The 23308-nt window shown below is 65.2% G+C and carries 13 protein-coding genes and 1 pseudogene; 9 read left to right on the top strand and 5 right to left on the bottom strand.

Going from position 1 to position 23308, the window contains the following annotated elements:
* Positions 1 to 88: 88 nt before the first annotated feature.
* On the bottom strand, positions 89 to 2845 hold the full coding sequence (locus DFJ67_RS09630; protein ID WP_116067572.1) for a helix-turn-helix transcriptional regulator: 2757 nt from the start codon (positions 2843 to 2845) through the stop codon (positions 89 to 91).
* A 1182-nt stretch (positions 2846 to 4027) separates the two neighbouring features.
* Here DFJ67_RS09630 and DFJ67_RS44335 point away from each other — a divergent pair.
* The 3 genes from DFJ67_RS44335 (at position 4028) to DFJ67_RS09610 (ending at position 5402) form a co-directional block, all read left to right on the top strand.
* Positions 4028 to 4159, top strand: a complete 132-nt coding sequence (locus DFJ67_RS44335) for a hypothetical protein (protein ID WP_275407650.1) — start codon at positions 4028 to 4030, stop codon at positions 4157 to 4159.
* 89 nt (positions 4160 to 4248) lie between these two features.
* Positions 4249 to 4800, top strand: coding sequence for a DUF8189 domain-containing protein (locus tag DFJ67_RS09615; protein ID WP_147315469.1), 552 nt, complete (start codon positions 4249 to 4251; stop codon positions 4798 to 4800).
* Between the two features lie 50 nt (positions 4801 to 4850).
* Positions 4851 to 5402, top strand: a complete 552-nt coding sequence (locus DFJ67_RS09610; protein ID WP_147315468.1) for a DUF8189 domain-containing protein — start codon at positions 4851 to 4853, stop codon at positions 5400 to 5402.
* A gap of 23 nt (positions 5403 to 5425) precedes the next feature.
* Here DFJ67_RS09610 and DFJ67_RS09605 read toward each other — a convergent pair whose 3' ends face one another.
* Positions 5426 to 8398, bottom strand: coding sequence for an AfsR/SARP family transcriptional regulator (locus tag DFJ67_RS09605; RefSeq protein ID WP_116067568.1), 2973 nt, complete (start codon positions 8396 to 8398; stop codon positions 5426 to 5428).
* A gap of 313 nt (positions 8399 to 8711) precedes the next feature.
* On the opposite strand from DFJ67_RS09605, the gene DFJ67_RS43740 reads away from it, so the two are divergent.
* Complete coding sequence (locus tag DFJ67_RS43740) at positions 8712 to 8852, top strand: hypothetical protein (protein ID WP_239097155.1); 141 nt, start codon at positions 8712 to 8714, stop codon at positions 8850 to 8852.
* A gap of 83 nt (positions 8853 to 8935) precedes the next feature.
* Here DFJ67_RS43740 and DFJ67_RS43735 read toward each other — a convergent pair whose 3' ends face one another.
* From DFJ67_RS43735 to DFJ67_RS09590, 3 genes and pseudogenes are all read right to left on the bottom strand, one after another.
* On the bottom strand, positions 8936 to 9103 hold the full coding sequence (locus DFJ67_RS43735; RefSeq protein WP_275407653.1) for a thiopeptide-type bacteriocin biosynthesis protein: 168 nt from the start codon (positions 9101 to 9103) through the stop codon (positions 8936 to 8938).
* A 436-nt stretch (positions 9104 to 9539) separates the two neighbouring features.
* Positions 9540 to 10190 (bottom strand): annotated as a pseudogene (locus DFJ67_RS09595) (ECF subfamily RNA polymerase sigma factor, BldN family); the annotation flags it as partial.
* A 317-nt stretch (positions 10191 to 10507) separates the two neighbouring features.
* Positions 10508 to 11173 (bottom strand): RNA polymerase sigma factor, encoded by a 666-nt coding sequence (locus DFJ67_RS09590; protein ID WP_116067567.1) that lies wholly within the window; start codon positions 11171 to 11173, stop codon positions 10508 to 10510.
* A gap of 261 nt (positions 11174 to 11434) precedes the next feature.
* Between DFJ67_RS09590 and DFJ67_RS42255 the strand changes: the two genes are divergently transcribed.
* The 5 genes from DFJ67_RS42255 to DFJ67_RS09580 all read left to right on the top strand — a co-directional run bounded on the left by DFJ67_RS42255 (position 11435) and on the right by DFJ67_RS09580 (position 23229).
* Entirely contained in the window at positions 11435 to 11686 is a 252-nt protein-coding gene (locus tag DFJ67_RS42255; RefSeq protein WP_147315467.1) for a hypothetical protein, read from the top strand.
* 142 nt (positions 11687 to 11828) lie between these two features.
* Positions 11829 to 15047 (top strand): ATP-binding protein, encoded by a 3219-nt coding sequence (locus DFJ67_RS09585; protein WP_116067566.1) that lies wholly within the window; start codon positions 11829 to 11831, stop codon positions 15045 to 15047.
* A 246-nt stretch (positions 15048 to 15293) separates the two neighbouring features.
* The gene (locus tag DFJ67_RS42250) at positions 15294 to 16247 is read left to right on the top strand and encodes a hypothetical protein (protein ID WP_147315466.1); all 954 of its coding nucleotides are present in this window, start codon (positions 15294 to 15296) and stop codon (positions 16245 to 16247) included.
* 217 nt (positions 16248 to 16464) lie between these two features.
* On the top strand, positions 16465 to 17457 hold the full coding sequence (locus DFJ67_RS42245; protein WP_147315465.1) for a chymotrypsin family serine protease: 993 nt from the start codon (positions 16465 to 16467) through the stop codon (positions 17455 to 17457).
* 441 nt (positions 17458 to 17898) lie between these two features.
* Positions 17899 to 23229, top strand: a complete 5331-nt coding sequence (locus tag DFJ67_RS09580) for a sacsin N-terminal ATP-binding-like domain-containing protein (RefSeq protein WP_116067565.1) — start codon at positions 17899 to 17901, stop codon at positions 23227 to 23229.
* The last annotated feature ends 79 nt before the right edge of the window (positions 23230 to 23308 follow it).

Raw genomic sequence — 23308 nt, 5'->3', positions numbered from 1 at the left:
GGGCTGGCCTTGCAACCGTGATCGCTGGTGGTTGGCTCTGCCCCCGTGGTCAGCCCGGGGTGTGCAAACCCCGGTGCACCAGGACGAGTCAGCGCGCGGCTGTGGTCGCCGCTACCGCGTCGAGCGGGGCGTCGCGCAGCTCTCGGCGCGAGCTGATGGCCAGCTTCGCGAAGACGTTGCGTAGGTGCCACTCGACCGTCCGAGGGCTGATGAACAGGGCGGTGCCGATCTCCTGGTTGGTCTGACCATCCCGCGCCAGTGATGCGATCAACGCCTCCTGAGGCGTGAGATCCAGCGTGTCCGGGGTCCGGTGTGGGACTGTCTCGCCGGTTGCCTCGAGTTCGTTGCGGGCGCGCTCGCCGAACGCGTCCGCCCCGATGTTGGTGAGTAGTTTGTGGGCGCGCCGCAGTTGGTCGCGGGCGTGGCTGCGGCGGTTGTTGCGGCGGAGCCATTCCCCGTACGCAAGGTGCGCGCGGGCGAGGTGCGCATTCATGCGGCAGCCTCGGAGCCGGTCGATGGCGGTGCGGTAGAGATCGTCGACGTCGGGGCCGCGGCTCAGCATTGCCCGCGCGAGTGCTTCGGTGCCCAGCGCCCACGGTGTTCCGCTCGCCTGGGTCCGCTCGGTGAGCTCCCGCAGAGCCACGTCGCCGACCTCCCATTCCTCGAGCCGCGCGGCCGCCTCCACCAGTTCGGCCAGCCCCCACGACCTGGTCACCATGTGATCACCGCGGGTGGTGCGTTGCGCAGCGGCCAGGGCCGTCCCGTAATGGCCGAGCCCGTTGTTGAGCACGGCCGCGGCGTAATCGGCCACCACCAGCGCGCCGCCCTCGCCGCGGTTGGATGCGTCTTTGATCGCGATCTCGGTTAGTTTGGCGGCGCCTGCCTGGTCACCTCGCCATGCCGCGAGAATGACCGGGGTGTATGGCGGCAGCATCGCCTGGGCGGTCGCGTTGAGATCGGCCGCCTCTTCGATCAGTGCGGCCGCGGTGACGAAGTTTCCCGCCTGGAGATGGAAGCCGGCAAGAAAGTCCGTCGCCATCGGCAGCAAGCTCAATGTTCCGGTCTCCCGGGCCGCTCGCACGTAACACTCCAGCAAGTCGCGCCACGCCGTCCCCTCCCACAGCTCCATCGCCACCAACGACGCCGTCAAGCAGATCAACGTGGCGTCACCACGGACCCGGGTGGCCTCCAGCGCCTGCCGCAATGTCGGTGCTGCCGACCCGTACCCCTGCGTGAACTGTGCCGTGAGGCCGTCGAGGAGAAGATCCACCGGATCCTGCGAGCCCGGCTTGGCAGGCGCGAATCGAGCTGCCTCGGCCACGGTCCGCAGGCTCTGGCCCGGCGGCAGATGCTCGTCGCCGGCGAAAATCGCCGCCAACAGCGCCTCCAGATAGGTCTCCCGCGCAACTGGAACGGCCATCGGGGTAAACCGGCGCGCCGCGTCTAGCAGCATTCCCGGAGCGTCGGGGCCCCGACTGCGTGCGAACACCGCCCGCGCGCGTAGGCGTTCCGCCCGAGCCCGCTGCAGGTCGTCGAGCTCGGTCATCTCCGCGGTCGAAAGCAACTGCTCGGCCGTGTCGGGGGCACCGGCCGCCAGTTCCGCCTGGGCGGCGGCCACGGCCCGGGCTCCACGCCGAGCCGACTCCGGTGTGAGCTCGGCAGAGCGTCGCAGAAACGCGGCTTCGGCAGCGGCGCCGCCCCGGGCCCGCGCTCGGGCCGCGGACCGCTCCAGCTCTTCTGCCAGCCACTCAGCCGGAGCCGACGCGGCAGCGGCACGATGCCACGCGCGCCGATCCGGGTCGGTCTGCTGATCGGCCAGCGCGCGATGCACCCGCCGAAGTTCGACGGGCCCGGCGGCGCCGTAGACGGCCGAACGAGCCAGCGGATGACAGAAGCCGACCCGCATTCCGAGCCTGATCAGCCCGGCGGCCTCCGCCGGCGCAGCGGCCGTTTCGTCGAGCCCGAGTGCGGACGCCGCCCGCCACAACACCGTGGGGTCACCGAGCGGTTCGACCGCGGCCAGAAACATGAACTGTTGAGCCCGGGCAGGCAGGGCACGCAGGCGCCGCACATAGGCTCGCTCGATCCGGCCGGTGTGGCTCTCCAGCGCTCGGGTCCTGGGCAGGTGAAGCCACCCGCCCAACTCGGTGGCCGTGATCTCATCCGGCAGCTCGAGCAGCGCCAGCGGATTGCCTCGGGCCTCGGCGATGATCCGGTCCTGCACACGTTCATCGAGCAGAGCGGGCACCGCCGAGGTCAACAACGATCGGGCGTCGCGATCGTTGAGTCCCGTCACCAGCATCTCCGGGAGCCCGAGAAACTCCTGGCCATCACTGGGCTCGACCTGGGTGAAGACCAGGGCGATCGGGTCGGCTACGAGCCGCCGCGCCACGAACGCCAGAGCCTGCACCGATGCATGGTCGAGCCACTGAACGTCGTCGATCAGGCAGATGACCGGCCGGCTGCCGGCAGACGCCGAGAGCAGGTTCAGCGCCGCCAGCCCGACCAGGAACCGATCCGGTGGCGCGCCTGCGGCGAGCCCGAACGCGACAGCCAGCGCATCACGTTGCGGAGCCGGAAGATTGTCCAGCTGGTCGAGCATCGACAGGCAGAGTTGGTGCAGCCCCGCGTAGGCCAGCTCCATTTCAGACTGAACGCCGGTAACCCGAATAATCCGCGCGCCAATGGCTGTGGCGCCCAGATAGTCGAGTAGCGCCGTCTTGCCTTCGCCGGACTCTCCACGCAACACCAGCACCACGTGCTGACCGGCAACTAACTCTTGCAAGAGCTGATCGAGCACCTCGCGCTCGGCTCGCCGGCCGTAAAGCACCTGCCGTGGATGCATCCGGAAATCTCCCTCGGAGCCGTTCCCAGGGCACCGCCGAAGAACCCGCACCCACGCGGTTCCGCGCTTCAACCGTACGCTTCACCTGGGTTGCGCGCGCCAAGAGCTTTTGAAGCGGGCGTTGCGCGACGTGGTCGCCCCTGTCGCTCTTGCACACGGCTATAAGGGGCAGCAGTCCGACGTGGCGGAGGTCGAACGCGGCCGGCGACTGGGAGCGCGAGCATCTCGGCACCGGAATGCCGAAGGCTGTATCAGAGTCTCTCGGCCTCTACCGCGAGAGGTTGCAGCCCACTGATAGGCCCGACGGGGAGGCGGCTGGTGGGAGGTGACCGACCCCGAGTCCGCCATCGCCGCGGCCAAGGACATGGTCGTCCAGTTTGGAGGCGGCTGGCTGGCCCCGTCCTTGACCAGATGTTGACCGCTCGCGGCATGTTGGATCAGGTGCAGCGTGGCGATCTTGGTTTCATGAAGCGAACGAGGAACTCCGACGTGTTCTTCGCGCGTGCGGAGGCCTTGCTACTCATGGACCAGGGCCACAGCGAGGTGCTGGAGACGACTCTTCGATACGCGCTCGATCAGTGCCCGGCCTACTCGAGAGATTACGCCGGGCGGTTCGACGAGTGGGCGCGAGAGCAGTTGGGGATCCGCGGTCATTTAGGTCTCCGAAGCAATAGCGGCTTGGTGTGCGCGGCAGCCTACGGCGAAGCCGTCGCAGACTGTGGACGACCGCGCCAACCTTATGTTGCCGCGAAAGCGCGCACATAAGCGGCATTATGGTGTGCTACCGCAGGTGTGGCTGCGCCTGGACAATCGCCCGCCTGATCCGCAATGTCGATCTCGATGGGCGGCCTCGAACTCGGATGGCGGCCGTCGCCACCGCCGTTCTCGACACGAACCCGGGAGAACGACCCGGCGTCCCGCTACCCGTGCTCGGTGCTCTCGCTCAAGGTCTGATGCCTACAAGGATCCCGCCGCCATGCACGACATCGCTCGCGAGGAGATCGCGGCCTACTTCCGCGATGCGGACGCCGCGCGCTGCCCGTGGTGAAAATGATCGCAGCACTCTCTTGAGCGACGCGCAGCGTGCCGAGCTGGCTCCGTTGCTAGTCGCCGCGCGGGCAGGGCGACCAGCCCGGCCACTACCTGACCTACGTCGACGCGCGGACCCGCCGGCTGACGGCCTTGAGCGTCCACGGTTTCGCCGAGCGGCGCGACGTTCACGTCAATCCCGAGGGCGACCTGGTCGCGGAGCACGCGTTCAGCGTCTTCGGGCTGCCGTTCCTGGTCCTCCACTCCCGCATGCACCGCAAGTAGGCCGCGAGTAGCGCCTCGATAGGCAGCGAAGAGCCGCGCTTGTCAACGTTGGCTCGGTCTGGAAACACCCGCCAACAAAAGGACGTCGCATGCGCAGACTACTGAAACACGCCTTCCTCGTGGTCGCTCTCATCGGCGCGGGACTGTTCGCTCTCCCGGCATCGCCGGCCTCGGCCGGCTACTGGCAGCAGGAGGTCGGCATCCGAAATCAGGATGGCCGCGCCGAGTACTTCTCGATCGACAGCACGCGGCACCTCATCCACCAGTGGGAGCAGACGCCGTACCAGGGCGACTTCGTGCCGTGGCGGCGGCTCAGCGGCATCCTGAGCAGCGGCATCGGCGTCATCCTGAACGACAACGGCACGATCGGTGTCTTCGGGCGGGCCGAGGGCGGGGATCTGGACTACGTCCAACAGCTTTCGCCTGGTGGCGACTGGTCAGGTTGGACGTCCTTCGCGGGAAGAATCGAACTGCACAGCGAGGTGACCGCCGGGGTCTGGGCATCCGATACGTGCACCGTCGGCGGATTCCACATCCCATGTCACGAACGCAACTACGTCAAGGTCATAGGCACCGATGGGGCGCCGCACTACAAATACCAGTACTGCGTGAACGGTTGCTGGTCACCCAACTGGGAGTAGCTGCCGGCCGTCCGGCCCGAATTCCACTCGCCAACACCCAAGGACGTCGAATGCGCAGGTTTTTGAAACACGCCCTTCTCGTGGTTGCTCTCGTCGGCGCGGGACTCTTCGCGCTGCCGGCGGGTCCGGCCTCAGCCGGCTACTGGCAGCAGCAGGTCAGCATGAGAAACCAGGACGGTCGCTTGGAGCAGTTCAAGCTCGACAGCACGCGGCATCTCCTGCATCGCTGGGAGCAGAACGCGTACAAGAGCGACTACGTCGCTTGGCGGCCGCTCAGCGGCATCATCAGCAGCGGCATCGGTGTCATCCTCAACGACAACGGCACGCTCGGCGTCTTCGGCCGGGCCGACGGCGGCGACCTGGACTATGTCCACCAGCTCTCTCCGGGCGGCGACTGGTCGGGGTGGACATCCTTCGCAGGCCGCCTCGAACCTTACGGGCCCATATACACCGGGGTGTACTCATCGCAGATGTGCACCATCGGCACCTCCCAGGTCCCTTGTCATTACCGCAACTATGTCGAGGTCCTTGGCGTCGACAACCTGCAACATCGCAAATACCAGTACTGCGACAACGGCTGCTGGTCGGAAAACTGGGAATAGCCCTCGGCCGCCGGCGTGTGTACCTATCGGACGCGCGCCGGCTCGCTGATCTTCGCCTGAGCGGCCTCGGTGTCCAGGCCGATCGCGATGAACGCGCCGATCGCTTCCGCCTGGGCGGCGTCGGCCTGACGGGGGTCGGTGGCGCGCAGTGCGGCCGCGATCCCAGCCTGGGCGCGGGCCCGTTCGTAGGGCCAGCGCCGGCGCTCGGCCAGGCGCAGGGCCGCTCGGTGATAGTCCAGGGCGTCGGCGTGGCGGCCGAGGACGGTGAGGGTCTCGCCGAGGTGGTTGGACAAAATGGGCTCGTAGTAGCCGTCGTCGAGCGCGCGGGCCTGCTCGTACGCCTGCTGCTGTTGCCGAAGGCCGATCTCGGGGTGGCCGTTGACGACGAAGAGCCGTCCGAGGTCAGCGAGTGCCTCGGCGGCGCCGCCGAGGTTGCCGTGCTGGCGCTTCAGGCTCACCGCCCAGGTCAGCGCGATCGCCGCGGCGGCCGGCTGACCAAGGTCGATATGGACACAGCCGAGCCAGCCCAGCACGATGCTCAACACGTGCGTGTCGCGGTCACGGACCGTGTGCGCCGCCTCGACCAGCATGGCTCGGGCCGCCTCGTGCCGGCCCAGCTGATGGAGCGCCGCCCCGCCCTCGAGCAGGGCACCCATCTCCGGGAGCCGATCGCCCGCGGCCCGCACCAGCCGGAGCACGTCCTCCGCGATCCGCACCGCCTCGCGGTGGCGCCCCTCGTGCCGCAGGAGCGTGACCTGGTTGACGCGCAAGCGGTGCAGCCGGTGCTCGTTGCCGACGTTTTCGTAGTGGCGGATGGCCCACTCGATGCTGGCCCGGCATTGCTCGTTGTGGCCGAGTCTCAGGTACAGCGCGGCGACCATCCCGTGTGTCGTCGCGGTGAGGTCGTCGTCGCCGAGCGCGTCCGCAGCCGCGAGCGCCTGCGCGGCCAGCTGGAGGCCGTCGGCGCTGCGGCCCGACACGTCGGCGGAGCGATATGCCATCCGGGCCAAGAGCGCGGTGTGCCGATGAGCGTCGGCCCGCTCGGCGATGTTCACCAGCGTGACGATCGTCGACCAGTTGGCGTCCGCCCACGCGGCGCCCTCGGCCGCCGTCCCGAACTGCGGCAGCCAGCCTCCGGCCGGGACAGTGTCGCTCGGTGGTCGGTGACGCTCCAGATGGTGGCCGGCGGCTTCGAGTGTGCGCAGGTAACCGTCGAGCATCCGTACCGTTGCCGGTCGGTGCTCCTGCGTGGAAACCAACGTCGCCGCGAAGGCCCGCAGCAGGTCGTGCATCCGGTATCGACCCGGGATATCGGCCTGCACGAGGTTGGCCTCGACCAGGTCGTCGAGCAGTTCCGTCGTGTCCGGCACGGGCAGGTCGATCAGGGCGGCCGCCGCCCAGACCTCGAACGTGCCGGCGGGATGCAGGCCGAGGCGGCGGAACATCAGCTGTTGACGCTCGGAGAGGTGGCGGTAAGACAGCTGGAAGGCAGCTGAGGCGGTGTAGCCCTCGACACTGATCGTGATCGGCGCCCGCTGGGCGTCGACCAGCCGCTCCCGCATCATCGACATGGTCCAGCGTGGACGTTGTCGGAGCCGGTGACCGACGAGTCGAATCGCCAGCGGGAGTCGGCCGCACAAGGCGACGATGGCCGCGGCGGCAGCCGCGTCGTCGTCGACCCGGTCGTCCGCGGTGTGCCGCAGCAGCTCGACGGCGTCCGCCGGGTCGAGCACGTCGAGCGACAGCGACAGGGCGCCGTCCACCGGAGCGAGTCGGGTCCGGCTGGTGACCAGGATGAGGCAGGCGGCGTCGACATTCAGCATCGGTTCGATCTGCGCCGTCGCCTCCGCGTTGTCCAGGACAACGATCGAGCGCCGGCCACGCAGCGCCCGCTGCCACGCCGCGAGCCGTTCAAACTCGTACGCGGGCATGCGGTCCCGGGCCGGTTCCACCTGGCGCAGCAGGGTCCCGAGTGCTTCGTGCGGGCTCACCGGTTGCTGCTCACTGTGGCCCTGCAGGTCGACGAACAGCTGCGCGTCCGGATAGCGGTCAACCATGCTCCGCGCGACCGTGAGCGCGAGGGCGGACTTGCCCACCCCGGCCATGCCGTCGATCATCACGACGCGAGGCTCAGCCCCGCCGGCGATCGCCGCGCGGATCTCGCCAAGCTCACGCTCGCGGCCGACGAGGCGCGGTGCTCGCGGAAGATACCGTGGCGCCAACACCTCCGCCGGCGGGTTAGGCGCGGGCCGAGGGCGGTCGGCGATGGCCGTCAGGTAGGCCGCGTTGAGCAACTCACCGGGGTCGATGCCCAGCTCGTCGCGAAGTCGCTTGGCCAGCTCGTGGTAGACCGCGATCGCCTCGGGCCGGCGCCCGTCGCGCACCAACGCGGTCATCAGCAGACTGCCGAACCGCTCCCGCTCCGGATGCTCGGCCGAGAGTTGCCGCAGCCGCGGGACGAGCGGCCGGTGCAGCCCCATCCCCAGCTCGACCTCGCACCACTCCTCGACCGCCGCCAGCCGCTGCTCCTCCAACTCGGTCGCGTAGCGCGCGACGACGGCGCCGGGAAGACCTGCCAGCGCCGGGCCACGCCACAGGGCCAGCGCTGCCTGATAGGCCTTCGCAGCGTCGGGCAACGCGTCCGCCGTGCGGTGTGCGCGTGCGTCGGCCAAGCCACTTGTGAACCGCTGCAGGTCCAGTCGGCCGGCCGGCACGTCGAGCTGATAGCCGATGTCGACGGTCCGCAGCGCCGCGGCGGCCGGCCCACGCCCGTGACCTCCGAGCGCACGACGCAGCGCGCTCACGGCCGTATGCAACTGCTGACGCGCCGTCGCGGGCGGATCGTCCCAGACCAGGTCGATGAGGGGCGCGACGCCCACCGGCCGCCCGCTGCGCAGCAGAAGCCCAGCCAGAACCAGGCGGTTGCGAATCCCCCCGATCGACAACGGCTGCTCATCGACGATGATCTCGACCGGCCCCAATACCGTGAATTCCACTTCGTCCCCCCGCGGGCGATGGTACCGATATCGAGGCCGAGGAATAGGACCCCGAGGTGCGCTTCATCCAATGACGGCCATCCCGGGAAACTCCCCTCCCGCTCGTCGCGGAATATCGGCGTTCACCGATCGACGGTGATGGCTATGCGCAGTGCAGCCACGATGTAGCTGTCGGCGACGGCGGTGTCGCCGCCGGCGCTCAGCACGGTTCCGGACGTTCGGCGGCCGCCGCGGGTGCGGCGAAGGCCGGGTGAAGCGATAGCCGGACCGCACTGCAATGATCCCGGCTCGATCCGCGGCTTCTGGAGGCGTCGTGAAGCTCTTGCTCACCTCAGGCGGCATCACGAACCCGAGCAACCACTCGGCGCTGGCGCAGCTCCCAAGCGTCGCGGCGGCCAGGTCGACCAAGTTGGCGGCGGCGAGCGTCTGTCCATTGTTCCTGCGGTCGAGCTGAACGCTCCGCTGGGCCAGGGCCGCGATGGAATCGGCGGCGAATAGTTCGTGGGCGGCGGTCAGTGCGGGCTCGTCGCCGTACCTTCAGGACTCAGGATGGTAGGTGTCGAGTGAGAGGTCGGCGGCAATGCCTAGCTGTCGAAGCCGGGCCGCCCACCGGCCGAGCCTGGGTACGGCTGCGCCGTAGTTATATGTGTGGAGGCGAAGGCGCAGGTGTGGGACCGGGTGTTGCATGGGGACGAACCACCACAGCGGCGGTGCGCTCGCCAGGCCGACACGTACACCTGGTGCGGACTACGCCTCACTTGCCACTGAGGTACTTGATCTGCGGGAAAACTTGGCACGCAACCTCAAGCGATCTTCGACCTGATCCACATGCGGGGGTCATGGCCCGACCGCGACGTGCCATTGCGATTGGGCCGCTTCGCCGACCAGACCCCGATGCTCGCACAGGCTGCAGTCGCGGGCACTGCACTGGTACGCCGAGGCGCTGGGCGACCGTGCGCTCGAGCTACGGCGCGAGCGCGACCACTGTGTAGGCATCGACGCAGGCTCAGCCCAGCTCTAACGCTGTGTCAAAGATGCACTTGGGCGGCCACCGAGGCGACCAGTCGGTGGCACCGATCGACTCGACCAGCCCCTCAACCCGCTCCCTCGCCGGCTGGGGCACCAGACTAATTCGGCCAACTCACCTGCCGGGGTGCATGCAGTTGGGTGTCTCCGAAGGACGCTCTGTGTCGTTCGCTAGTTGGACCTCGTCGGGTAGCAGGCGGGCCAGTGCTCTGACGGCCCGGTATTGCAGTGCCTTGATGGCGCCTTCGTTCTTGCCCATCGCCTGCGCCGTCTCGGCCACCGAGAAGCCCTGCAGGAACCGCAGCACGATGCATTCCTGCTGCTCAGGGTTGAGTTGCTTGACGGCGGTGAGCAGGGCGACGTTGGTGATGTGGTCGACCACCGCCGCTTCCGGGCTGCCCTCGGGACCGCGGTCTTCGCGGTCGGCGTCGAGCACGTCGCCGGTGGTCACCTCGAGCCGGTAGCGGCCCGACTTGAAGTGGTCGGCGACCAGGTTGCGGGCGATGGTGACCAGCCAGGCGCCCAGGTCGCGGCCCTGCCAGGTGAAGCTGCCGATGCGCTTGAGGGCGCGCAGGAACGTGTCGGAGGTCAGGTCTTCGGCGAGTTGCCGGTTGCCGACCCGGAAGTAGACGAACCGGAAGACGGTGTCGACGTAGCGGTCGTAGATCAGCCCGAACGCCTCGGCCTCGCCGGCCTGGGCCCGCTCGACCAGCGCCCACACCTCGGTGGCCGGGTCGGACGGGTCGGGGCGGGACGGGAACGGCGTAGGTGCGCCGCGGGTGACCTGCTTGGCGTTGCCGCCCGGCCCGACGGGCCGCCCGGGAACTTCGAGGTGCGGTCTCCTGGTTCGTGATGCTGTTGACTTGACACGCGGGATGCCAGCTCGATGGCGGATGGCGGCGACGACCTCGTCGGTGGCCTTGTCTTGTGGGGCTACCTCAGCCATTGCAACGCCGAGAGACGACGACTGGAGGAGCGCTTCGAACTCCGTGTCGAATTCGGCAGCATCACCGATGCTGGATGCGACGTGTTGAGGCGGTTCCGGTGCCACGCCGGAGCCGGGGAGTTGGCCGCTGCCGGTCTTCACCATGAGATTCCCTCCTTCCGCAGTTGTTGACGCGCCCTATATATCAATCCCTCAACCGCCTTAGCTGACGTGTGCAACGCATGCGCTATCTCTTGATGGCTTAACCCGTACGCATATCCGAAGAGGGCCTGTCGTTGAGGGAAGGTCAAGGCGCTGGTCTCGCGGATGTTGTTCAATACCGATCTGGCCAGCGCAACTCGCGCAGGGTCGTGTCCGTGAGCAACCTGGTCGGTGTCATCCATGGGCAAGCACACTCGATCCTTGCGGTGCTGCGTCAACCATTGTCGGAAGATGTTTGCGAATTCGTATCGGCACAATCCCATGAAATAGTCACTTAATGTTGTGCCGCGGTCCGGGTCCCAACGCTCCCCTTCGGAGCAACGCTCTACGAATACCTGGAGCGCTTTTGCTATCGCGGTCTGTGCCATATCTTCCTGATCCGCTCGGGACCAGCCTTCGGGCGCGTAGAGGAATCTTCCTCGTTCTGCGCACCATCGAAAGATCTGCTCCGTACGGAGTTCTCGGCGGAGTCGTCCAACGGCTACTCCAACGACAAGATCAAGCAGCCGGTCCCATGCTGGCCCGGTGAAGCCGCTTTCGGTGACGATGCTCCATAGCTTGCGATCGATTGCCAGTTGTGCCTGGCCGTCATCGTCGGCCATCTAACCCCCTCTCCATCGCCCCCGCGCCACCGTCCTCTGTAAGCAGCCAAGCAAGTCCCCACGCGGACAGCGGGGCTGTCACCCATACAGGTGAAGGTCGCAAAGCAGACGTGGGCTCGTTTCGGGCAGTGCACAGATCACCACGGCCGCAGCACTTGCGGTCCGCGAGCGCTCCGACGTGGAGTCCTCGCCTCCGAGATCGTCAGTCACGTTGGGACACGTTTCTTGCGCCTTCTGGGCGCAGCACGAAGGAGCATCCTTGTGAGCATTCCGTTACAGGAACCGCCAACAACGTCGATCCAGATAGCCACCGCAGCACCGCGCCCGATCCGGCGCGGGGTGTTCATGGCGTTCTTCCTGGTCGTGGCGACGATGGCCGCTGTGATCGCTGGCCTCACCACGGCGCTACTGAAGGGCCAGGGGATGGAGGTGCTAACCGCTAGCGGTGCCACGTTTTGCTCTGCCTTCGGCCTCTCCGTGACCTCATACTTGTTTCTGGAGAAGAATTCCTAGAGATCGCCCCCACTTGTGGTTGACCTCTTCGAGCGACGGCAGCCGACCTTCGCGAGCAGGCTGAAGGGACAACGACGCACGACGTCCGAACGCGAGTGGTCTGCTTGAGGCCATCAAGAGCCCAGGCCGACCGTTCGACGCGGTGGTCATCGGCGAGCCACGCGTGTTCCACGGCGAACAGTTCGGCATGACCTTTCCAGTTCTGGTCGACTACGAGGTCGAGTTGTGGGTGCCCGAGATCGGCAAACCGGTCGATCCTGGCAGCGCAGACCGCTCGCCCACCGTCGACGTGCGCCAGGACGCCCTACCGCCCCCCGGTCACTGCGTTCCGGTGCTAGGACCTACCACTGCCAGTCACACCAGATGGAGATCTTGCCGGCGACCGCCGTGGAAGCTGCGGTCGATGATCGGCTCGGGGGATATGTTCTCCACCACCGAAGACCTGATCAGGTACGTGCGCGCGGCGCAGGACGGCACGCTGGTCTCGGCGGATTTGCTGGCGCTGATGCGCACCCCGCACGTGACGTTCGACCAACCCGACCGCAGACCCGATGGTCGGCGCTATGGCCGCTGCCAGCGGATTAATGAAGACGCTGGCTTGGCGCCTTCCTTCTGTCGAGAATCGAGGCTAACGAGGGAAGGTGAGCCGTCTATGGATGGACCGTTTCAGCTCGTGGGCCGATCCGCGCAACTCGCCACGATGCACCGGCGTTTGCTCATAGATCTTCCTGGTCACGTCCTGATCGCCGGACCTGCAGGCATCGGGAAAACGGCGTTACTGGCGCAGATCGCAGAAGCGGCAACCGCTGGCGGGTTTCAAGTGCGGAGATGTCACCCGACCGCATCCGAACATGATCTCCCCTTCGCAGGGCTACACGACCTATTCGGACCCGATCTCGATCAGCTGTCCGCCCAGCTGTCCGGGCCACTACGCCGTGCCCTGCGCGTCGCACTCCTGCGCGAGGACCCTCCGCGAGGCGGGCAAGACGTACTCGCGGTGAATCTGGCGGTTCTCGAGTTGCTTGAGACTCTTACACGCCGCCATCGACTACTGGTGGCTGTAGACGATCTTCAGTGGCTTGATCAACCATCGCGTGCATCAATGGCGTTTGCCCTGCGCCGTCTGTCAACCCAACCCTTGTCCACTGCCGTCGTCGTGCGAGGCGCAGCTGACCAACCCCTGGAGCCGCTATCCGCCGCAGACGTGGTGGTCGAGCTCGGTCCTCTCTCGCCGCCCGAGATCTTCGAGGTGGTCAGGTCGCGGCTTGGCTATGCACCGCCGCCATTGCGGGCCGCCGCTCTCCATCGAATGTCGGGCGGCAACCCCTATCTGGCTTTAGAGATCGCGCGGGCCGCCCAAGGATTGCAACCAAACGTCCTCGATCTACCTGTACCAACACGACTGAGAATGGTCTTGGAGGATCGTTTGGCGCCGTTCTCGCCGTCGTGCCAACGCGTGCTATTAGCGGCGGCGCTACTTTCGCGACCGCAACTATCTGTACTGCGTGGATTGTCAGGCCCGCGGCCCGTGGCCGAGGCAGTGGACGGAGGTGTGCTCAACAGCTATGGCGATCTCGTGCACTTTGACCACCCGCTGTTGGCCGCCACCGTCCGCGACCGAGCGACCCTCCCGCAACGTCGTCGGCTGCACCGTGACCTAGTGAAATTGTTACATGATCCAGTCGAGAGAGCTCGGCATCTCGCGATGTCCATGTCAGGCGTCGACCGTCGCGTCGCCAACAAAGTGGAAGCGGCGGCAGAACACGCGCGCGCCGGCGCGGCGATCGCCACCGCTGCTGAACTAATTCGCCACGCACTGGCGATCACTCCGCACGACGCCGTCAACGACAAGGTTCGACGAGCGGTGTTAGCGGCCGACTGGCTCTCGACCATTGGAGAGGTGCAACAAGCGCGTCAGTGTCTCGATCCACTGACCCGGAATCTCCCGCCAGGCAACGAACGGGCGCGCTGCCTCCTAGCCCTGTCGTGGACGCAGGGCCAAGAGGTGCACGAGAGCCTGGCAATCATTGACGAGGCGCTCGCGCAGCCATCCCTTCGGCCGGAGCTAGAGGCTGAACTACACCTAGAGCGAGCAGGCGCGTTGGAGATCAACGGAGACCTGGTCGGCGCCTATGGTGAGGCGTCGGCGGCTGCCTCCGTCGCCTCAGGTATCCCAGACGACAACCTCGTCGCTCGGGCGGCAACTGCGAGTGTGCAGACCGAACTCTTTCTCGGGCGTACACATCCGGGATCGTTCGGCTGGCCGGTCGACACGCTCATGCCAATCCGTAGCGAATCGGTCTACCACCATCCTGGCCGCCTGCGAGCCTGGGTCGCCAGCTGGGCAGACGACAACGCCACAGCAGCTGAGATCTTCGCATCGCTAGTCGACCAGGCCCATCAGGCCGGGGACGTCTATTCCGAAGGCGGTCTGTCATTGCACGGCGCCGAGGTCGCGGTGCGGCAAGGCCGGCTTGGGCAAGCGGCTGGCCTCGCGGCGCTTGGCTACCGGCTCCAATCAGACGGTATCAATGACCAATTCCCGCTGTACGTCCAAGCCCACATCGCGGCCTGCGCCGGAAATACCGAAGCCGCTGTACGGCTCGCGAGCGAAGGGCTGCGAATGGCAAGGCGCGCGGGCGACGTCATCTTCGCGGTCCAGAACCTCCTAGTGCTCGCCTTCGCGTCCTTGTCGACAGGGGATCATGCTGCGGCCAGCCGTTACTCGTCCGAACTGGAGACCCTCGTCGAGGGAATGCGGTGGGGCCATCCTGGTACATACCGCTGGCACGCCGACGCCGTCGAGGCACACCTCGGAATAGGCCTGCTCGACGCCGCGACCTCAGTCACGTCAACGTTGTGGGAACAGGCCGACAGGCTACACCTCCGAGGTTCACAAGCCATTGCGGCCCGCTGCCAGGGACTCATCCACGCACACAACGGCGACACCAAGACTGCGCTGGAGTGCCTGGAACAATCCTTATCGCTCCTAGACAGCCTTGACGTTCCCTTCGAGCAGGGCCGTACGCTTCTTACCCTCGGCATGGTCCGCCGCCGCTCTCGCCAAAAGGCCACGGCACGAGCGGCATTGGAACAGGCAAGGGAGACCTTCGCCAACATCGAGTTCCGCCTCTGGACCCAACGTGCAGATCGAGAACTCGCTCGAGCAGGGGGTGCCGCCGGGGGAACACTAACCTCCAGCGAGCGCGCGATCGCCACCCTCGCCGCAACGGGCGCGACCAACCAGGAGATCGCCGACCGGCTGTTCCTTAGCCCGCGCACCGTCGAAACCGTTCTAACCAGGGTCTACCGCAAGATCGGAGTCAGGTCTCGCACCCAACTCGCCCGACACTTCGACTAGAACGGCCGCGGAGAGAGGTCGCGACGAGTCATGTTGAGGGCAGTCGCGTCACCGCGGTGGGCTCGATCTAAAGCTGACGGGGTCCGACACGGGGTTTCCCTGATTCGTCGGCCATTCACCGTCATTACTGTCCGGGGGACGCGGCACGCTCTCTGCACTGGAAGCACGTGCGGCTGCTACAACCTGCACTGTCACCTCGGGAATTTGACTCACCGTGCCCGAGGACTGGCCCGCGAGGAGAGAATCATGCTGAAGCGAAGGTCGTTTCGCGCCGGCCTGTCCACTACGTTGGCGTTCGCGCTGCTGTGGCCGATCACCGGCTGCGATGCTGCGATGAATGCGCCGGCTGCCCAACCACCACAAATTAGAGAAACCGCAAAGCTTGTTAGCTGGCCAAGCGATCCCAATTACTACAGCGATGGGCACAGTTTTGAGCTAGTGGTTGATCACGCTCTCCTGAACGAGTTGACCGTCTATGAGGATGGGCTTCCCGTAGCGCGTTTTGACGGAGAGAATCCGGATAACGGCAATCGAACCACCTATGTCCCAACGGATCTGAGCCATGACGAGCAAGCCTCAATCACGCGCACCCGGTACATCATCGCTCCCAAAGTTGACCCAGCCATCCAGGCACACCTGAGAAAGGTAACGTACAGACTCCAGGAACGCAGTATAAATCCTGCACATAAGGGCACGGCCGACGAGCAGCGATCCACAGATCTTACCGTAGTGAACATCCGACGGAAGCCCGACATTAGGATATTTACCGTCCCCCGCAGTGTCCAAGTTGGAAGCTCTGCAGACGTTGCTTGGCGGGTGCTCGACTGCAAGAAGGTCGAGCTCTACGAGTCTGGCGGCATCGTCCACGAGGAAACTGCACCCGGGCAGGCCGAGACCATAGAGGGTTCTAAGTCAATTGTCGTGACGCAGCACACCAAGTTCAGCCTCCGAGCTTACAACGCACTGCGCGACGTTAGCCAGATCGAGTCAGAACTCTTGGTAACGAGTCCGCCGCCATGCCCCGAAAACGCAGATGGCCAACCGCGCCTGTTTACATTCTGCGTGAAATGCCCTGGCGGCTCGCTCGGCGACTACGCCAGCGAGTGGACTCAGATGAGTTGTAGCCTGTCGTCGGCTCAGGATCTCGTGCAGCGTCTTAATAACAACTGCACGGTAACGCTAGGCCCGTGTCGCCGCTGACCTGCCTGCCGCGAGCGCGGCGAACGGGAATTCCGTCTTACGCGAAGACCACCTATCGTTTCAGAGGTGCATTATGCGAAAGCGCCGACTAGTGCCCGCTCTACTGTTGTTAACAACCGCTGCGGCATGTTCAACCACAAGTGACGGAAACTCGACTGGCCCACCTAGCGGCACCAACTCCAATCCTCCATCATCGAGTGCAGTTCAAATTCGAAACTTGGAAGAATACAAGGTAATCCTTGCTGACGTACTGAACCTTCCTGGCGTGGTGTTTATAGACGCTGACGAGAATTGCCAATGCGCGGTAGTCGGGGTAACGAACCAGTCCATTAAAGCTGCGGTACTGTCGTTTGCTTCGCTTCATGGCGTACCGTCTAGTGCGTTGCAGATCGAGGAGACCTCAACGATTGACTACTACGATGACTTGAGTAGCAAAGTTCGGCCGGCCAAGGGTGGCCTCCGCGTCGAGAACGAGGACGGCGCCTACTGCACCATGACCGCTGTGGTGTTCAGCAGCGCACTCCAAAAAAAGGGGCTCCTGACGAACTCGCATTGCACTCGGTCTCGCAACTCTGTGGACGGCATTGAATTCTTCCAAGCCGGTGGAGCTTTGTTCAGCTCGGACTTCATCGCGCGAGAGGCGATCGATCCTGCTGGATTTACGAGGCCCGAGGTTGTTCCAACGCCCATGCCGGCCAGCGGAACCGCACCCGCCGGCTGTCCGACCGGAAGGATATGCAGGTTAAGCGATGCCGCGTTCGCCTCCTTTGACAGCAGCACGGTCGGCGTCGTCGGTCAAATCGCAAAGCCGATCGCGACATGTACTCTAACACCATGCTCTTCGGTCCTTGGATCACCAAATGATTTCCTGCAAATTTCCGATGTGATGGACGGTGCCGCACAGGGGATCGCGGTGGAAAAAGTCGGCTTTCGTACCGGGCAAACAAGAGGCGAAGTAACCCGAACTTGCGTCAACGCGAATGCACCTGACTCCATCACCCTGCTCTGCCAATACTTTGTCGCGGCGGCGGCGGACCATGGAGACAGCGGATCCCCGGTCTTCGTCACCGAGTCGGACGGTTCGGTAAGACTTATCGGTGTCTTGTGGGGCGGCCCAGTCACTGCCGACGGGTCAACGCCGACTAGCTACGTCTTCAGCAGCATCATGAACCTGGATACTGAGCTAGGAGGCTTCGAGTACCACGAGTAGCCAGTCAAATCCGACTACTCCGCCACCTACACAGGCGTGGCTATGGAGCTCGCGACTTTGTGTGCGGGCGGTGCGACTCGGTGGATCGATTCCTGACCTGCCATTGGTCGGCCGTTGTCGGCCTCCGGATCGTCGGATTCTGTCCACCGAGTTCGACACCCCGACTCGCTTGGCTGGTAGAACCGGCAGTGTCCAACTGGCAGAACGTCCTGGGCCTTTGGGCGCCACGGCTAGGGTCGGCCCCCCGCAACCGCCGGTAGCGGACGAGTGCCAGACTTCCCAACTCAACTGGGCGCGGGTCGATGGACATCGCTGCGGAACCGAGGCGCTTCGTAGCCTGCGGGGGCAACGCTCGCCGGTCCGTCCATCCGGTCCGTTCGGCGCCATTGGTCACCTAGTTCTCCGGGCCAAACTGTCGTACCGCGGTGTCACGCTCTAGCCGTGACCCAGATCGAGTACGCGGCGTCCGAACAGGACGCGGGGCTGTGCTGGCGCCGGATCGAGAACAAGACCCAGGGGCGGATTCGTTCGTACCTGGACTCTAAGGACAGCTGGAACCTGTCTCGTAGCCTCAAAAACTTGATCGAGCAGGCGGTTCGGGACTATGAGCACCGGGCGCTGGTCGAGCTTGTGCAAAACGCTCACGACGCTCACGACCCGGGCGATCGGGCAGGCCGCATCCTCGTCCGCCTCGACTACGACGAGGGTGATCACGGAGTCGTTTACGTCGCGAACACTGGCTGCGGGTTTACCGACAGCAACTTCGACGCGATCAGCGACATCGCACAGTCCGACAAACGACTGGAAGAAGGGATCGGCAACAAGGGAATCGGCTTCAAGTCCGTCCTACAACTGTCACGGACGCCAGAGGTGTACTCGACTGCGGAGGACCCGCGACAGGCGTATTGCTTCCGGTTCGCAACAGTGAACGACGTCCGCGGTCAACTTGAGAAGATGGGCTTCACCGACGGGGTTGCCGACATCTCGGCGGAGGTGGAACGCGACGTCTTCCACCTCTGCTTGCCGATACCACAACCACACCGACCAGCCCCGGTAGACGCCCTGCTCTCCGAGGGATACGTCACGGTCGTTCGTCTTCCGCTCCGGAACGACGAAGGACGCGTCGACGCGGCGGCGCAGCTGAGCCTCCTTAACCAGACCCCGCCGACGCTGCTTTTCCTCCGCCGCATCGCCGAGCTCACAATTGAGACCACCCGGGAGCAGCAGACAGCCAGGTCGGTCCTGCACCGTCATGAAACGCACGTCGCGGACCTCGTGGCTGGTGTCACCGTCTCCACCGTGGACCTTGGCCGCGCCGGTACGTACCTCGTGGCGGACAAGGCGGTCGCAGCCGACACATTCAATGATGCCATTCGGCGCAGCATCGCCGGAGATCACATCAGCGAGGGCTGGGAGGGCTGGCGTGGCGATGCCCACATCTCGATAGCCGCCCGCCTCGACACCGACCTCGCCGGCGGCCGCCTCTACACCTACCTGCCGATGGGCCAGGACGCACACGCACCGCTGCACGCACACGTCAACGCACCGTTCTTCGCGAAGCTAGCCAGAGTTAGCCTCGAGCAGTCCATTCCGCTTAACGACACACTGCTAAACGAAATCGCCGCTCTATGCGCAGAAATACTGCTCGCCGCTTCGTCCGCCGAGCTGACCGTCGGCAGCGACACGGTCGTGGACCTGCTCAGTTGGACGGCTGCGGGAGCGGACCGGCTGAAGTCCGCATTTACTCAGCTCGGTCACGACGTGGCCACCGCTCTCGTCGTTCCCGTGCACGGCCATGGCCCAAACGATCCCCGGTCGTCCCTCTCGCAGGTGTACACCTGGGATGACGGAAACCGGACCGTCCTGACGACCGGCCAGCTCGCGGCCAGCGCGCACGCGCCGCTGCTTCCGACGACCGTCTCGAAACAGCGTGTGAAACGGCTCGAGGTAGCAGCACAACTCCTCGCGAACCGGCGCCTCACCCCGACCGGAGGCGAGATCGCGGACTGGGCAGAACAGGTCGCGCACGCGCTGGCTTCGGAACCGTTCGACCCGGATATGTGGGGCAACTTCTACGACGACCTCGCAAGCGTCCGCCCCGTCGTGGCTCTGCAGGGGCGGAAGATTCTGATCGATGATGACCGCAAGCTCCGTCCGTGCAACGGCGGCAAAGACAACAACGCAGCCATCGCGTTCTTTTCCCCGAAGTCCGACATCGACGCCGCGAGCTCGGCCGATGACGATCTAAAGCCGCCGCCCAGTTTGCGCCGCAGGCTGTTCTTCGTTTCCTCGGACATCCCATGGAACCGACGGACAGGCGCCGTCACCAGCAAGCGCACCGGCCGCCGCATGCTGGAAGATGGCCTCGTCAGGGAGTACCGGGCGACCGATCTGCTGCCCGTCATAGGCGGCGAGCTCGCACGCCGGCAAACCCTGGCCTCGGACGTACTGCTGTGGACATTCCGCTTCGCAATCAGCCGCGACGACCCGCCCTGGCAGGACATCTCAAGAATGGGCCTCCTCGTCCCTTGCCGGGACGGCCGCTGGCTACCCGCGGCGCAGGCGTACATGTCGAAGCTGTGGGGCGGCGACGACGTGACGCTCCTGGACGACCTCCTCAATCGCACACGAGACGAGTCCGCCGACATGGCCGACGTCGACCGACGGCTCATTGTTGGCCCCAACGAGAGCCCGTTCCGTGAATACGATCGCAAGCGCATGCGTGATTTCCTGGTCGCTATCGGTGTGCGAACGGGTTTGCGTCCGGAACCCGTACCCGACTCGACGTTGCGGGCGGAAGGCCGCGTGTTCGAACATGCCTGGCTCGAGCCACCGGCCACACTCACAGAGGCCACCGCTGGAGCGTGGCTGCGCAAACTGCGTCGTGATCTACCGAATGGTCTACGTCCCTACACGTTCTACCTCAGTCGAACGCCCCTCTACCGACTAGCCGGCCAAGATGATCATGACAGGTTTCCTCCGCTGGCGAAGTTCGCGTACGCGCGGCTCATTGCGCATGGTCTGGCGTCATGGCCGGACGAGACCCTCACCGTCGTACTCCGTCGGCACAGCAATCCTGCTGACAGCTTCAGCCTTCCTACGCCCGTCGCTGCGTTCCTCGTCGAAGAGAAATGGCTCCCGATCTCCGCGCCGGGCGAACGAACAAAGTACACCTACGACTGCGCGCGGAACGCGTGGTCACACTCGGACGACGCCCCACCGTTCGCCTCCGTCATCGCGTCCCAAGTTCGCCGCCTGCTGAACGCGTCGCCGCGCGCCGAAGCTCGCATCCGTGGCTTCGGGGTGCGTAGCTGGGACGATCGCGCAACAGCCGCCGACCGCGTCCTTCTGCTCGCGCACCTACTGGAAGCTGGGCAGGTGCCGCCGACCGTGCTGCCACAATTCCGTGCCGCCTACGAAGACGCATGGGTCACAGCCGTATCGGAGACTCCCCGCGGCAGTCCCCTCGACGGCGCCAGCGGGGCCCCGGTGGTGGTTACACGCGGGGCAACCTTGCAGGTGATCGACATAGCCGACCCCAGCTTCGGCGGCCCCCTGTTTGTACAGGACGTCGACGAACGTCAGCGACTTCAGCTTCTTGAATACACCGATCATCCCGTATTGCGGTTGCGTCATAGTGCGGCAGGAGTCATCGCTGGCCGTCTTATCGACTCTTTCGGCGCCCGTGTCCGGCGAGTATCTGACCTGAAGCCAACCGTCCGCGTCGACTCGGCCCCCTTCACGCCGAGCGCCGACTCGCCGCTGCTCGTCCAGCCAGAGCACGTGTGGCTTGTTGACCTCGTCGCTGCCGTCATCGAACTCCGGCTACAGCGTGTTCGAAGCGCTGGGCCAGACGCTCTGCGTCGCCTGATCACCAGACTGCGCCGGATCCGCCTCGTCACCGCCGCCAGCATCGAGGCGAGCATTGACGCAGACGTCGTTGCGGCCGCCATGGGTGGCACCCGCTATCTTGCCGTAAACGACGACGAGTACCCCACGGTCCTCGTCGTGCCGCCACAAGGTGGCAATTATCTGGGGCTCTTAGCACGAGCGACCCCGGCCATCGGCGAGCTGCTCGCCTACCCGGGCCTCGGTGACGCCCTACGCGTCGCGCTCTCCGAGCTGGATGAAGCCGGGTACGGACTGACGCAAACACCTTCCTCGTTTGCGATCGCTGCGGCGCTCGGCGAGCCAGTCAAGCGCGTTGAGGAGGTCCGGGCCGCGATCCGCCGGCCAGACGAGATCAGCCTCGAGGTACTGGTACCACTTGTGGCCGTGTTCGATCACACCCTCGCCCGTCAGCTCAATGCTGGCGACGAAACCTCGCTCGCACCCGTCGACATCGCGCTCTGGCTATGCACGCGAACTGGCAACGCTTCACCGCAAATGCTCCTCCAGTCCGCAGGTGAAGGGCTCGACACTGCCCGACGACTACTTGGCATCGAGCTGCAGGACCTCAACACCGCCATCGAACGACTAGGCGCCCCGTATCAACCGCTTAAGGACCCCGCCGGGATCGCGCAACAGTTCCGCCATTTCACCTCTACACGCGCATCGCGCATCCTCGACGCACTTCGGGTTGCGTACCTTCCCAACTTTCACGCCGGCCAGACGTTGGATCATTACGTCGAGCATCGAGCAATGACCACCCTGGTGCCGGATCCAAATTGGCCGAACGATCACTATCCGACGGTCCCTGACGAACTGATGCTTGCCCAGGTCAACAAATGGCTTACCGCCGCTGGGGCTACAGACCTCGAGGAGAAATACATCCTTGAGCCCGTCGAGAAACTCCTCACGGACAACCGCGCGCGCGTGATGGAGTGGACGGGTAGGGCCGCGGAGATTATCCGCGCGTACGAAGACTTTAGGCACCAGGCAGCGTCCAATCTGCCCGGAGACAGGACCAAAATCGCCGACGCGGCGGCCGCGACGGGAATGCTGGACTTCGAGCCTGTCGGCCAGGACCGCTTCTTGACGTGGCTCGCCAGTAGCGGACGCTGGCCCACCGACATGCCGGTGAGCGTCGAGACCCACGCCTTGGGCCTACCGCCCGAGGCGTTGGCCCGCGCGCAGAGTGAGCAGGAGCAGTTGCGTCGCCACCACGAGCAGGAACGTCGGACCATCACGATCGACGGCACGCCGGTCCTTGCAGACGAGTCGAACTATGCACAGATCGCCGCCGCCGTCCGCGCCAGTGCCACGTCAGAGTTCCGAAACTCCGACGGCAACGCATTCCTCGTCGAACGCGACCTGCCCAGGAACAGATTTCCCAGCCCGGGCCGTACTGGCACGACCGCCGCAAGGCGACTCCGGCCCTCAGACGCGCAGATGGGCGCAATTGGTCTTGCCGGAGAGATCGCGGCAATCGAGTGGCTCAAAATGAACTTCCCCGGCGTTACCGAACTGCAGAGCTGGCGATCCGGCTACCGCAACCAAATCCTCGGCGACAACGAGGGCGACGACACCCTCGGCTATGACCTTGTTGTCGATGACAAGAAGCTGCGGATCATGTTCGAGGTCAAGTCGACCACCGGCGACCACGCAGAGTTCCAACTTACTGACCTTGAGATCGCACGCGCGCAACACCTCAAGCGCCGCGAGAGGTACGAGATCTTGTTCGTGACGCATGTCCTCGACGGCGAACGGCGCCGCATCCACCGACTTCCCAACCCACTAGACCCAAAAACGAGTCGGTTGTACCGCACGGTCGGTGACGGCGTGCGCTACCAGTTCACCTTTGCGGACCACTACCAAGAGACGCCATCGTGAGCTGACGCTCTCATCCGTCGACTTACCTTCTCGCTGCCAGAGGGGCAGACATTTGATCGATTCGGTAGGGCTGGACCGC

This window comes from Asanoa ferruginea, from assembly GCF_003387075.1.
Classification (GTDB): Bacteria; Actinomycetota; Actinomycetes; order Mycobacteriales; family Micromonosporaceae; genus Asanoa; species Asanoa ferruginea.
Note: the sequence above shows the minus strand (reverse complement) of the source record. Positions and strands in the feature narration are given on the sequence as shown.